The following is a 14699-nucleotide window of genomic DNA, read 5'->3' as shown; positions in this document are numbered from 1 at the left end:
GCACAAGCGAAAGAGATCACGAGTAAAGACCGTTTTTCAGCTCATCGCCAGACGGCACGTCGGTCGCGGGAAGATCGCGAGGCAGCGATCTTGCGCTCAAGCGCAAAGAGTGCACGCAGGACGAGTCTGATCGTCACCTGCGCCAGACGATCTTTCCGCCAACAATCGTTAGCTTCACTCTGCCATCTTCGTCGAGCGCCACCAAGTCAGCCCGTTTCCCTTGTTCGATCGTGCCGCACAAAGCTTCGACGCCGAGCAACCGAGCGGGATTAGTGGCTGCCATGCGCGCGACCTCTGTTAGCGGCGTCCCCAAAGAGAGCATCATGCGCACAGCATCGCTCATCGAGATCACCGATCCAGCGATGCTGCCGCGCTCGTTGCGCGTGCGCCCATCTTGCACCGTGATCGTCTCGCCCCACAGACGATAATCGCCATCGCCGAGCCCGGTGGGCGCAACCGCATCGCTGATGAGCGCTAATCGTTCCGCCGTTTTGCATTTCAAAATCAGACGGAGCGTCAGCGGATCCAGATGAACGCCGTCGGCGATCACGTCACACGAAACATCGTCGCGCAGCAAACCCCATCCGATGGGGCCGGGTGCACGATGATGTAGCGGCGCCATCGCGTTCATGAAATGGGTCATGTGATGCGCGCCCGCTTCGCACGCTTCGTCGAGCGTTCGGACATCGGCACGCGTGTGGCCGATGGCGATCACCCAACGGCGACGACGAAACTCGCGCACCAATTCGATGCCGCCCTCGATCTCCGGTGCGAGCGTCGTCATGTGAACCGCGCCCGGCCTGCGGATCGTTGGAAGCACGTCGAGATCGGATCGCGTCGTGTATGTGCGGAAGTATCGTGTCCGCAACGCGCCGCATTGAGCGGCATTGACGAACGGTCCCTCGTAATGCACGCCAAGCGCACGCGCCGCCAGATCACCTTTTGCCGCGCGCTCGTCCTGCTCTGCCATGAGCTTTTCGATCGCCTCGACCGCGCGACGGTAATCTTCGTCCGGCGCAGGCACAAGCGTCGGAAGCCAAGCTGTTACGCCGTGTTCAACCAGAAAGCGCGCAACACGACGGAGACCTTCGACCTCCCCTTCCGTCGCATCTACTCCCATTGCGCCGTGAATGTGCACGTCGATGAACCCGGGAAGAAGGGCGAGGCCATCGAGATCGAGCGCCCTATCGGCGCGCGCGCTTTGATCCCATTCGAAAACGCGCGCGACACGCCCATTCTCGACCAACACGCTAGCTCCTTCGACAACCCTATCCGGCAGGACGAGACGCACGCGACGCAACAGCAGTGTTTCGCTCACGTTGTCAGTCATGACGTGAATTCGAACTTTGACCTCCTCACAGCGCTTAATACGGGTCCACAGCGGTCATCCCCGAATGACGTTGATCCCTAACGCAAGGTCCGGGATGACGCGCGAGCTAATCGAATCGCCGCGTTTACACACTATGAGACTCTAAGTATTCGAGCAACGGATAGCGCGCGAGCTAATTGAATCGCCACGTCCCATAACTTCACGCGCTTGATTATGACTCACCTGCTGACTCGGCATACAGTTCTCGCGCGCCAGATCTACAAGCCAGGCTTTCCGAATGCGAGTCCGCACATAAAGCGGCACCTTCACGTTCCGGTTGTGACCCGCTTTCCGCCGATTTGACGATCACGTCTTCTTCGCTGATTGATCGCCGCCGTTAAATACCTCGCATCGATGATAACACAAGCAGAAAACGCAATCGGTGAAGTTTCAAAGGGGGCGGAAGGCAAAACTCCCGCCCCGCAAGATCATGCCGACTGCGTTCAAAACTGGTAGCGCAGGGAGAATTGCACGACGCGCGGGCTGTATTGCGTCGCCACTCTGACGATGCGACCGAAGGTCGAACTAGCCAGATCTTCGATCGGAAAGCCGTATTGCACGTGATTGAACGCATTGAACATATCGGCGCGAAAGATCAGACGATGGTTCTCGAAAGGCAGCTTGAAAGTCTTATAGATGCCGATGTCGAAGTTTTTCACGCCATCGGCAAAGAACGTATTGCGACCGAGAATGCAGCAACCGTAATCGCGCACGGTCGGAGCGCGAAAAGACTCGCGTGGAAGCAAGGCTTGCGAATTCGCCGGGTCGTTGATGCGCCGATAAAGGACCGACGGATCAACAAGGGCCGGGCGGGTCTCATTAAAGCCGTCGAAGTTTAAATCTCCGAACCCAGCACTGCTGCTGACGGTAAACGGAGTGCCGCGAACCAACTTCACCACTGTGGAGATGACCCAACCGCCCAGCGCTCGTCCGAGAAGACCGCGCTGTTCGCGGAAGAACGGCAACCGATAGGTGCCGAAGAGAGTGAAGCGATGGCGCGTATCGAACCGCGATAATCCGCGCGACGCGCGCGGATCGGGCCCCAAGATGTTCGAATCGCCGGGGCCAAGAAAGGTCGCTTCCGAAGTCGTATCTATCGCCTTGCTCCACGTGTAAGCCATCTGGAACGATGCCCCTTGACTCAGCCGTTTATTCCATTCGATTTGCAAGCCGTTGTAGTAACTCCACGAACCATTGCTCACCAATGTGTTGGTCGTAAAGCGCGGATCGGGACGCCGTTCGTTCAAACGCGGCAAGCGCACGCTGTACTCAAACGGACCGATGGGAACCGGGTTCGGGCACTGTGCAGTGGTTGGGATTCCCGTCAATCCGGTGCCCGCACATTGTGGATCGGCGGCCAAACGCAGAGTCCGCCCGCGCACATCGACGCGACGCGGATCGTTCGCTGGAAGACTGCTCAAGTTGTAGAGCGCCGAAGGCGCGTTGTTCGGATGATCAACGACGACGACATCGCCCGCAAGCGGGAGGTTTTCGAGCGCGTAACGCAAAAGCCCAATGCCGCGATTGCCCGTATAGCTTAAACGGAGCGCCGATTTCCACCGAAGCTGCCGCTCGAAGGTCAGGTTCCATTGCTGCGTGTAAGGCATGCCGAGATTCGGATTGATGTGCGCTTCGGCGTGGCGGACGGTCTGCGGACCTGGGACAAAGACGAACCCGTTGGTCGGATCAGCCAAATTGTTGCTGTTGCTAAAGCTCAAGAAGATAGCATTGGGCGGATTGAAACGCACGGTCGCGCCCGATTGCGAAAAGATCGATTGAAAGAGGCGCCCGTGGAAGATCCCGTAGCCGCCGCGAAAAGAGGAGCGCCCCGGTCCACCGAACAGCTTCGCCCAGAACCCCTTTTCGAAATCGGGACTCCACGCAAAGCCGATCCGCGGCTCAATGTTGTCTTTGTCGTCACTGAAGCCATAATCGATACGCTTCTCCCGTTCGCGCGGGGCCGAGACGTACTCGTAGCGGATGCCGAGGTTGAATGTTAAGTTCGGACGTACCTTCCAGTTATCTTCGGCATAGAAGTTAGATTCGTTGATCCTGTTTTCGAGAAAGAACGGCCCGTAACCCTTCTGAAAGGTCGTCACGCAACCGTTCAAGAAGGCGATGTAAGCTGAACCGTAATCCGTACCACCGCAATTGCGGCCGAACGTGTAAAAGCCGCGCGAGAAGTTATCCGCGACGTCATCCAAGTTCTGGCGCCTGATGTCTGTGCCAGCCTTGAAGAAGTGATTGCTGCCGAAGACGGTCGAAAGGTTATAGACGAACTGATTATCGGTTTGCCAGCGATTGATCGGGAAAGCTCCCGCGTTGCCGATGATGCTTCCGGCAACGGGACTGCCGCTGAAACGGATGATCGGCGTGTCATTGCCAGCTTTGATGCCGACGAGCGTGGTGCGCAACCCCAGACCGTAACGGAATTCACCGACCGTCTGTGGCGTGAAGACGTGCGTCCAAGTCAACCCCGCGTTCTGCTGCTTGTTGTTCTGTTTCGTCGCCTCTCCGATAATGATATCTTCGTTATCGAAGATTTGGCGCGTGTATTGATAGCGCACCGTGACGGTGTTCGATTCGTTCGGCACCCAGTCCAAACGCCCCGAGTAGTCCTTGAGCGGTCGGTCGAAACCAACCTGTCCGGTGAAGGTGCGCGGACTGCGCGGATCGTTGGGCGCAAGATTGGCCGGAAAGCGCGCGATCACCGATTGGATGAAGGCGCGGTTCGATGGTGTGTCGTTGGCCGGCGTGACTTTGAAAAACAAACTCCCATCCCGCTCCTGCGGCAACAGAAGATCGCGCGTATAGGAACCGGCGCCGCTGTTGCGCACTTCGTCGAAACTGACGAAGCCGAAGAGCCTGTTCTTGATGAACGGGAAACCGAGCGTGAACCCGTACTGGTTGCGCCGATTGACCGGCTTTTTCGCGCCGGGAGAGAAGATGTTCAAAGTCGCGTTGAGCGCGCTGTCGTTGTGATAAAGATATAGGTCGCCGTTCACGCGGTTCGTCCCCGACTTCGTTTGCACGAGGACCACGGCGCCGTAGCCGCGCCCGAATTCGGCGCTGAAGTTATTGGTGATCACCTGAAACTCTTTGATCGTCGAAAGCGACACGCCTTGTCGATTCTGATTTTCCGATGAATCATCGTTGTTGACGCCGTTGATCTGAAAGGTCGCGCCGCGCGTCCCCGTGCCGTTGAAATTGATCGAAGATCCTGAAGAGAGGGTCGGGTTGTTTTGACCGCTAGTCGGATTCTCTTGAAAGCCCGTAAAAGTTTCAGCCAATGAGAGGAACCCGTTGTAACCTTGATTGAAGGTCGGTTTATCCAACACCTCTTCAGCAGTGAGCGATTGTTTGATCTCAGCGTTGGTCGTGTTGATCGGCGGCGGCTCTTCCGTCACCGTCACTTCACCCGTGAGGGTCGGGTTGAGCGTGAAATCGACGATCACCGTTTGGTTGAGCGTGACTTCGACGTTTTCACGCACGACCGTCCCAAAGCCTTGACGCGAAGCGGTCACGGTGTAACGTCCGAGCGGCAAGTAGGGCGCCGCGTAGAAGCCTTCCGCGTTGGTCATCACGTTGCGCTCCTGTCCGGTTTCGACGTTGCGGATACTGACGCTCGCCCCGGCGATCGCCGCACCGTTCGTATCAGCGACCGTGCCTTGCAACGTCCCGCTGACGGTCTGTGCTCGAACGGTGGAGGCGAATAAGATGAGCGTTGCGAGGACCGAAGAGGTAAGCCCGGTGACGATTTTCCTGTGCATCTCTCTTTTCCAGCTCGCTTCTCGATTGGATGAGTGACCTTGAATCGTCGCCATTTTATAGGTCGGCCTCCCATAACTCAAACTGTAAGATCTTATCCATAGCATCATGTTTCCTTATGCTTGAGGGAGTTGCCGTCTCCGGCGTGCGGTGAGCCGTTCTGCCAGTCACCCCCTTTCAAAAAAGACGAGGGAGGATCAGCGTCCTCCCTCGAAGAAAGCATGAGACCAAATTTTCCTAGAAGAAGAATTTCACTCCGAGCTGAATGACGCGCGGGTCGCGCGTCGAGGTTACAGCGCCGAAGTTGGCCGCCGTAATGCCGGTGCTGAGCGTTCTGAAGTTGGTGTGATTGAAGATATTGAACGCTTCGCCGCGAAGCTGCAGCCGCGTGGTCTCGCCGAAATAGACGTTCTTGGTCAACGTGAGATCGAAGCGGTAAGTGGGGAATCCGTTGACCACGCCGCGCCCCGCATTCCCGACGCGATTTTCGCCGACGACGTCTCTGAAGCAGTTCGTGTTGAACCACTGCTGCGGCGTATTTGGCGCTCCCTTGTTTGGGTCGCAGATCATGTCAGGACGCGGGCCGGAAGCCGAGAGGCCGAGGAAGCCTAAACCGGCGGGATCAGCCCCGGCGGTTGTTACGGTGAAAGGCAGCCCTGAGTAGGCAGTCACGATCCCGGAGACCTGCCACCCACCGAGTAAACGACCAGCGAAATCTCTGCGTTCCCTGAACCAAGGCAATTCGTAGATGTAGTTGATCGAAAGGATGTGGCGCCGGTCAAGCTGCGCTCTCCCGTACTCGGAGCGGATGTCGTAGGGATTCTGCGGTGCGGTCGAGCGATCGGTTTGGTTGTCGGTCAGGTTCTTCGACCATGTATAAGCCAAGTTCACCTGCGAATTCCCGCGGAACCGCTGCTGGAGGAAGAACTGCATGCTGTTGTAGTTGGAATTGAAGCGCGTTTGGATCATGTTGATGGCGCGGTAACCGCGATACGGGCGTATCTGGTCCAAGATCAATTCCTGCGCCGAGCTGGTGAAGATCTGTCCCGGCGATTGACAGGGCACCGTGTTGCCCGAAGCGTCCCGACACTGCTGCCTGAGAGCAAATCCTGGAGGCAACAAGTTTATATCGACGATGCCCGGCAGATGCGTTCCCTTCGACCCATAATAGCCGATAGTGAACAACGTTCGCGAGAAGAGCTGATGCTGCACGTCGAGCGACCAGTGCTGGTAGTACGGCGTCTTCCAATTCGGTTGCACGGCCCGAACGGTCAACGCGGCGCTGGACACGAAGGGCGTTCCAGCTGTGGGGTTGTCAAGCCGCGTTCCGGTGATGATCACCGAACGATTGAAGGGAGGGTTGATGCCGATGTTTTGCAACCAGATTCCGACCAGCACCTGATCGTGATAGACGCCGTAACCTGTGCGTACGGCGGTGCGTCCCTTGCCGAACGGATCCCAAGCAAGGCCGATACGTGGCGCGAAGTTCGTCTTCGGCGTTTCAGCCAAATATTTGCCGTAAGGTGACGGTTTTCCGCCCAAATTGGTGTTCGTCGTGTTGACGATGATCCCGTTGAGCGGGTCGCCCGTGTTGGGGACGACGTTTCCTCCGCCATCAACTTGTGGCGCTTTGGCTGGATCGAACGCACGTGGATCGAAGTTCGACAAGCTGTTCAACGCATCGTAGGGCTGGCCGAAATAAGAGTAACGCAACCCGTAGTAAAGCGTCAGATTCGGGCGGAGGCGCCACTCGTCTTGTCCGTACAGCTCGAAGTTTCGCAGCCGCAGATCGGCCGTGATGTCACGTGCGTCCTGCCTGAAATCCACTGGTCCTCCGAGGAGGAAGTAGGCCCACCGTTGCAAAGCAGTCAACTGCCCCGTAGTAAAGGGCCGTCCATTGGCTGGATTGATGCCGGAAGTTGGGCGTCCTGTAGAGGGGAAGTTGCTAAACTGTCCCTCATTGAAACCGCCGAGGGCGTTCTCGTGCTTGCGGTAGCGCGTGATCAGCGCGCCGAATTTCGTCGTGTGCGTCTCGATGATCTTCGAGAGGTTGAACTGCACGGCGTGATTGCTGGAGAAGTTGTCGTATGGACCAAAGCCAGCGATGCCGGTAAAGCCGATGCCTGTCAGCGTCGGCACGCGCCCGCGCGTGTTCGTAAAAGGCAGCGGGACCTGCACCGAGGGGCTGTTGGCTTGATTTATCTTGCCGACCACTTTGCTCAAGATCGCGCCGTAAGAGAAGGTGTATCCGCCATCAATGACCAACGTCGGACTGGCCACGTAGGTGAACCTGAAGACGTGTGTGCGGCCTGGTGAGTCGGTCTCGGTGGTGGAAACGCCTGGGATCGGCACACCGCTCGAAAACAGAGCCAAAGCGTCCAACGTGGGGATCGAATCGTTCTGGAAGCGATAGAAAGCCGACAACTTGTCACTGAACTTGTGATCGAGCCGTAGGATCTCTTGCCGGAAGCGGGACACATTGCGTGCGGTCGAGATGAGCGTGAAGTTGGCGTCCGGCTCCGGCAAGTTGGCGTAGAACTCGTTGATGTACGCCTGCGCTACGGGGTTGATGTTCGTGATGCGATTCGACCTTTCAAGGCAGGTTGATCCCGAGAGGCGCACGCAGACATCTACGGGGAAGATCCCCTGTCGCAAGGCTTTGGTCGGAATAGTGGCAAGCAGCGTCGGATAGCGGATATCGCGCCGCCACTCCTGCGAGAAGAAGAAGAAGGTCCGGTTCTTCCCGCTGTAGAAGAGCGGGCCGCCTTCGCCGAAGCGCGGCAGGTAGACCGGTCCGCCAAGCGTCCAGCCAAAATTATTGTAGCGGAAAGGCGGCCTTTTGGCCTTGCCGTCCTCGAAACCGACAGGCGCACGTTGATTATTGAAGAACGTGTTGGCGTTCAGCCTTTCATTGCGCACGAACTCGTAAAGAGTCCCGTGAAATTCGTTCGTTCCGGACCGCGTAACGACGTTCACTTGACCGCCGCCGCTACGCCCGCTCTCTGCTGGGTACAAGCTGCGCAAGACTTTGAATTCACCGATGGCATCTACGCTCGGGTAAGTTTGAATCGTCAGGTTCGATCCACGGTCTGTCGTATCGGCCCCATCCACCGCCCAACTGTTCGAACTGCTGCGCGCGCCATTGACGGAGATGGCGACGATGTTCGCCTGCCCTTCAGGATTGGTCGTGCCGACATAGACCTGATCGTCTAGATTCGACGACACGCCGGGCATCAACACCGTCAACTGAACGAAGTTACGATTATTGAGGGACAACTCCCTCACCTGTGTCCCGGAGATCAAGTTAGCAGCCGTCGGCGTCTGCAAGTCGACTTGCAACGGCGTCGATTCCACCGTCACGATCTCAGCGATGTTCCCCGGCTCTAGGGTCACCTCCAACGTCCGCCGTTGATTGACATCGAGCTTGACCCGGCTTTCTACATACTTCTTGAAGTTCGGCGCTTCGACTGTCACCTCGTAATTGCCGACCGGCAAGAAAGGGGCTGAGAAAGCACCGTTTTCATCGGTGGTGAGCGTTCTTACCGCGGTGCGTTTGTCCGTGTCGGTGATGACCACCGTCGCGCCAGCGACCACGGCTCCAGTGGGATCTTTCACCGTTCCAACGATCGCTCCCGTGATCTCTTGCGCCGAAGCGCCGCTGGCGCTTAGAAGCAAGACCGAGATCGAAAGAAGCCGAAACGCTATCATTTTGAGACTTCTTTTCATGATGATCCTCTCCGTGAAAGTAAAATCATTGCCCAGTAGAACAAAATCTTCTCGATCGGTCTCGACTCAATCTGCTGCGCCCGATGTCGCACCGCGCAGCGCGACGCCCGGACGCGCGCCGGTCATCCGACCTTCGCTCAAAACCGGCTGACCGTTGACGATGACGTAGCTGATCCCGACCGGGTATCGATGCGGTTGCTCGAACGTCGCCCGGTCGGCGATCCTCTGTGCATCGAAGATGACAATGTCTGCCGCATAGCCTTCACGCAACAAACCGCGGTCGCGCAAGCGAAAGGTCTGTGCTGGCAAAGAGGTCATCTTCCGCACCGCATCCTCCAAAGAGAGGAGGCCGAGTTCGCGCGCATATCGACCCAACACACGGGCATTGTTGCCGTATCCGCGCGGATGTGGCACGCCTTCGCCGAAACGACGGACGCCAGCATCCGCAGCGATCATCGCCCACGGTTGGCGCATGATCCGCTGCACATCCTCTTCGCTCATCACGTGATAGACCATGCTGGCCCCGCCAGCGACGAACATCTCGATGATCTGTTCGACCTGCGCATCGAGGCTGCTTTTACCGCGCGCCCGCTTTGTGACATCGACAATTGAAAGGCCATTAAAAGATTTGTCAGGCTCGTAGTTGGCGACTATCGCGTAAGAGTAGTCCTTGAAGCCTCGCCCCTTAAGACCATCTTTCATCTCTTTGCGGACGCGCCCGCGCGTTGCCGCATCGGTCAGTCGGGCTTTCGCCGCTTCGCGCCCTCCGGCACGCACCCAATCGGGCAGCAGCACGTCGAGCGATGTCGAAGAGGCTGTGTAAGCGTATTGGTCCACGGTCACCTGCAGGCCGCGTGCGCGGGCCTGTTCGACGAGCGCGATGCTCTCTGTGCTGCGCCCCCACAGCTTGCGGCTCGAAATCTTGAAATGAGAGATCTCCACCGGAATGCCGCTCTCTTCGCCCACACGAATGCTCTCGCGGATGGCATCGAAGACGCCGTTCCCTTCGTTGCGCATGTGCGTCGCGTAGATGCCGCCACGCCGCGCTGCCACGCGCGCGAGAGCGATTAATTCCTCCGTCTTTGCATAGGTGCCGGGAACATAGATGAGCCCAGTGGAGAGTCCCAACGCACCTTCTTTCATTCCTTGTTCGACGAGCGCCTCCATTTGCCGTAGCTCTTCCGGCGTCGGTGCTCGGTTCTCTTGTCCCATGACCTTGGCGCGCACGCTCCCATGCGCGATCAAGGTAGCGATGTTGACGGCGAGCGGCTGCTCTTTGATTCGACTCAAGAATTTTCCGACCTCGGCAGTCGATGTGCCGCAGTTGCCGGTGATGAGCGTGGTGACGCCCATGCGTATGAAATTCTCGGCATCGGGTTGGTTGTAGATGTTCTCGACATGCGCGTGGACGTCGATGAAACCGGGCGCAACGATTTTGTCTTGGGCATCGATCATTCGACGCGCTTCACGCGGATCGATCTGCCCGATCCGCACGATGCGCCCATCCTTGATCGCCACGTCAGCGCGATACCAAGGATTGCCTGTGCCATCGACGATGCGCCCCTGCGCGATCAAGAGATCATATGCGGGTTCCGTAGCGCGTTCGGCCTGCAATGCTTGAACGCCGGCCGCCACGGCGACTAGTAGGACGATGAGAACATTTGTGCACCGTGCTCTGAACATTCCTCTTTAAATCTTTGTTGAGAAAGCGGTCTCCGCAACTCGTTGCAGAGACCGCCTTCGTCGCCGCTAGAAATTGTACTTGATGGAAAACTGCACCTTGCGCGAACTGCTGACTACGCCATCACGTATGCGCCCGAAGACCGAACTCGTAATCGTCGCCGTCGGAATGCCGAAGGACGGCGTGTTGGTTACGTTCGTCGCCTCAACCCGCAGCTCGAGATTCTGATTCTCGGTGAAACGGAACCTCTTCCCAAGCATCATGCTGAGATCGAAGAACGAAGGGCCAGTGAAGAAGTTTCGCCCAGTGTTGCCGATCTGCCCCGGGGCTGGCGTAGAAAACAGCGCTCGCTGGCTCGGGTCGAAGAAGTAGAGCGTCGTTTCGGTCGGACCCTGTTCGTCGTGCAGCCTCCCCATGTCGGGACTGCAGCCCTGACAGTTAGCTGGCGATTGCACGACGTTGCTGACCGTGTTGGAACCCGAGTAGACCGTAAACGGCCTTCCCGATTGCCACCGGACAAGACCAGCTAGCTCCCAGCCGCCAATCAGCAGATCAAGGCCCCGGCCAACATCGCCAGCAAAGCGGCGCCCAGAACCGAACGGCAGTTCGAGGACGAAAGTACCGGTGAAGCTATGCCGCCGATCGAAATCCGAGCGCGCGTAGTTCAAGCGTCGGTTATAGATGTTGAATGGCGTGCTCGACGCGGATTGCGCGTTGCCGCGGCTGGCGACCGAAAAGGTCGGATCGAAAGAGCGCGTGTCGAGCGACTTGGAGAGAGTGTAGCCGAACTGGAAGCCGATGCCGCGACGGAAACGCCGTTGCACTTGCGCTTCGAAAGCGTGGTAGGTAGAGAAGTCGTTGCTGTCGAGCACGACCAAAGCGCTCGAAAACTGCGGGAAAGGTTGGAAGAAGAATGGACTGAATCCTGCCAAAGTGAAAGGCGCAACGCCGCCCTGATTGCGCTGCGCAATGGAAGCGGCAACAGCGGCCACCGATCCCAAAGCCAAAGACGAGGGGAAAAGGCGCCTTATTGTTTGCGAACCGGTCTCGCTCGGCAATCGTCGCGTATCGAACCTCATCAGATCGTTGATGAGCTGGCTTTCGCCGCCGTTGCGCACGATATTGAAGGCTTCCAAGAAGCCGTTTCTGAAGATATCCACTTGGTTGACATCGTAGGCGCCATAGAGATTGTGTGCTCGGCGACCGATGTAGTAGAGTTCGACCACCGTGTTCCAACCAATCTCTCGCTGCAAGCTAAGCCCCCATTGATGCGTTTGCGGAGAGCTCATGCTTGGATCGGTCACAGTGATGCTTCGCACGCCGAAAGGTGGAAGCTGGCGCAACTGAGCCGGAGTGGTGCTAGCTGGTGGTGCCAGCGCCGGAAGTCCCTGGCGCAATCGCCCGCCGTTTTGACCGAAGGATTGCTCCGTCACAGCCAGAGTCAATCCCGGCGTGCTCTGAAAGATGCTCGAGGATAGGACGAAAGTGTTCATGCGGTCATAAGCCAGTCGATAGTTGGCTCGAAGCGAAGTCTTGCCATCGCCGAACGGATCCCAAGCCAGCCCGACGGTTGGTCCGAAATTGTTCCAATCGTCGTCGAACAACTTGCCCTCGACCCACCGCAGATCGTTCGCCGGAGGCTCACCAACACGGATTGGCCGGTTGGGACGAAACACGCGGCTGCCTTTGCCACCCCGCGGCGAGAGTCTGACCTCCCATCGCAAACCGTAATCGAGCGTGAGGGTCGGCCGGATCTTCCACGTGTCTTGAACGTAGAAGTCGTATTCAGGATAGATGGCCGTAAAGAGGAAGCGCGTTCCTCCAGGTGCCCACTGTTGGTCGGAAGCAGCCACAAAACCTTGGCTGATGTTACCGATCCGGCCGAGCATGATATTGATCAGGGATTGCAAGGTGGGGCGATCGAAAGTGGTGTTGATATCAGCCGGCAAGCGAAAAGCGATCGGATCCACGGTATTCACGCCCGTGGAAAAATCCGCCAGAGGCAATGGCTGCGATCCGGCGATCGACCCTCGGTTATCGAAGTGCTTCTGGTAGCGGAAATTGATGCCACCTTTGATCGTGTGTGACCCCCGGACATACGTCAGATTGTCGACAAACTGATAGGTGGTCAGCGTCCGCGCGTTGTAAACGCTCTGGAAGTACGGCAATGGATCGGTGATCAAACCGAAAGTGAACGGCGGATTGTTGGGACCGTTCGGATCCGGGTTATTGAAGCTGAAGGTGAACCGATTGAAGCCTGCGACGAACTCGTTCGTGATCGATGGCGATGGAGAAGTGCGCCAACTGGCCGCCAAGTTGCGCGGACGCCGGATGGTATTCACAGTACACGGCGTATTCGGAAAAGCTTGCCATCCAGCATTGACGAAGTCGCACAACGTATCCTGACGACCATGCGCGTAACGCACGAAGACAGTATTAGTGGAGTTGATGACGTGATCCACCCTGAACACGTAATCTTCCTGTGCCTCGCGCTGCGGCGCAACGAATGTAAAGCCCGCCGTGTTAAGGCCATCGCCAACGGAAAAGTCGTTGGGCAGCGGCGTGATATTGATCACGCTCAGCACGCGCGGATCCAAGCCGATCCCTTGCGGATCGTTCTGCGCGATGTTGTAGGAACCGACACGCACGCCCGGCAAAACGTTGCCGCTGCGATCGACAACGCTCGGAGAATTACGCCCGCCAATGACGTAGCGGAAGATCCCTTGACGTGCCTCTCTGGTCAGCACGGTCGAGGTTACGGCGCGACTTTCGCTCGTCCTCAATCCCTGGAAGTTGAAGAAGAAGAAAGTCTTGTTACGCCCATTGTAGAGAACCGGCCCGCCTTCGCCGAACCGCGGGAAGAACACGGGACCACCGATGCTGCCGCCGAAGATGTGTTGCACGAATTGCCGCTTCGGCAAACGATTGAGATTGTTCTCGTATTCGTTGGCATGAAAGCGCGGCGTTTGGTAGAACTCGAACAAGCTACCGTGAAACTCGTTGGTCCCTGAGCGCGTAACCATAGTCACCTGTGCGCCGCTCGAACGCCCAAACTCTGCGGTGAAATTGCTGGTCACGACCTGAAACTCAGCCAGCATATCTGGGTTGGTCCGTAGCGGAGTGAAGTTTGAGCCGCCTGCGCTCGTTTCGTTGACATCAATGCCATCCAGCGTGAAGTTGAAAGCCCGATCACGTGAGCCGTGAACATGTACTCCGCCGCCAGTGTTGGCCCCGACATTGACGCCAGGTTGATAGTTGATGAAAGTCAATGGGTTGCGCCCGCGAACGCCAACAATCGGGAGCGCCTGAATGGTTCGCTGATCCAGCGTGTTGCCGAAATTCCCTGAGCTGCTCGTTTGCACCAACTCCGCCGTCGACTCAACAGTGACCACCTCGGAAACCTCACCCACTTCCAAAGTAACGTCAACAGTGGCAGGTTGGTTGATCTGCACGACGTTGCCTTTGGAGACGAAACGCTTGAACCCTTGCTTTTCGACCGTGATGGTGTAAGTCCCCACCTGCACCGAGTCGAAGACGTAAGTGCCTGTGTTTGTGGTCTGCGTTGTAAACGAAACGTTGGTCGCCTCGTTCGTCAACGTTACGGTCGCGTTCGGCACGGCAGCGCCGGAAGGATCAAGCACCGTGCCCGTCACACGCGATGTCGTCCCTTGCGCCCAAACCGCAGAGGAGAGAGAGATCAGTGCCAGCAAAATCAAACAGGCGCGACAAAGACTGCTCCTCGTCATAGGATCCTCCTTAGGATTTGGTAGAACCGCTCCGACCCCTTTGAGCGGATTTGCTTCGTCGATCTTCTTTGAACCTACGTTGGTTGGGCGTTCCGCACTGGAGCGAGCTGAATTTTACGTCGTCGTCCCCTATAATGGAAACTAAAACATCTTATCGTGACGATAATTTTCACTGATAAACCGGGGGAGCACAACTGATCCTCCAGTGCGAGGCACGCGCTGATACCTGCGACGGATGGTCTCGACCGCGTAGCGAACCGTCACCGAAGATAACAAGTCAACTACCCCACGGCGCGCAGTCGGGGGCTTGCCCTCGCCCAGCAAGCCGGACAGGGCTTCGGGGCCGGTTGACGACGGCCCACCGTCCCGAAAGACGGTATAGCGGTTGCGGATATTCCGCGCAGCGTTG

General features: G+C 57.5%; 5 protein-coding genes. All 5 read right to left on the bottom strand.

Features of this window, described 5'->3' with window-relative positions; genetic code table 11:
* Positions 1-133: 133 nt before the first annotated feature.
* The 5 genes from nagA to C4334_RS03915 all read right to left on the bottom strand — a co-directional run bounded on the left by nagA (position 134) and on the right by C4334_RS03915 (position 14290).
* Entirely contained in the window at positions 134-1330 is a 1197-nt protein-coding gene (gene nagA, locus C4334_RS03935) for an N-acetylglucosamine-6-phosphate deacetylase (RefSeq protein ID WP_352430783.1), read from the bottom strand.
* A 482-nt stretch (positions 1331-1812) separates the two neighbouring features.
* Positions 1813-5139 (bottom strand): TonB-dependent receptor, encoded by a 3327-nt coding sequence (locus C4334_RS03930; protein ID WP_352430782.1) that lies wholly within the window; start codon positions 5137-5139, stop codon positions 1813-1815.
* Between the two features lie 235 nt (positions 5140-5374).
* Positions 5375-8845, bottom strand: a complete 3471-nt coding sequence (locus C4334_RS03925; protein WP_352430781.1) for an outer membrane beta-barrel protein — start codon at positions 8843-8845, stop codon at positions 5375-5377.
* Positions 8846-8929: 84 nt separating this feature from the next.
* The gene (locus C4334_RS03920) at positions 8930-10546 is read right to left on the bottom strand and encodes an N-acyl-D-amino-acid deacylase family protein (RefSeq protein ID WP_352430780.1); all 1617 of its coding nucleotides are present in this window, start codon (positions 10544-10546) and stop codon (positions 8930-8932) included.
* 66 nt (positions 10547-10612) lie between these two features.
* Positions 10613-14290 carry a TonB-dependent receptor gene (locus C4334_RS03915; RefSeq protein ID WP_352430779.1) on the bottom strand — a complete coding sequence of 1226 codons (3678 nt, stop codon included), beginning with the start codon at positions 14288-14290 and terminating at the stop codon, positions 10613-10615.
* Positions 14291-14699 lie beyond the last annotated feature (409 nt).

It is taken from the genome of Pyrinomonas sp. (assembly GCF_040289685.1).
In the GTDB taxonomy this organism is placed as follows: Bacteria; Acidobacteriota; Blastocatellia; order Pyrinomonadales; family Pyrinomonadaceae; genus Pyrinomonas.
This window is presented reverse-complemented; position numbering and strand designations above follow the sequence as displayed.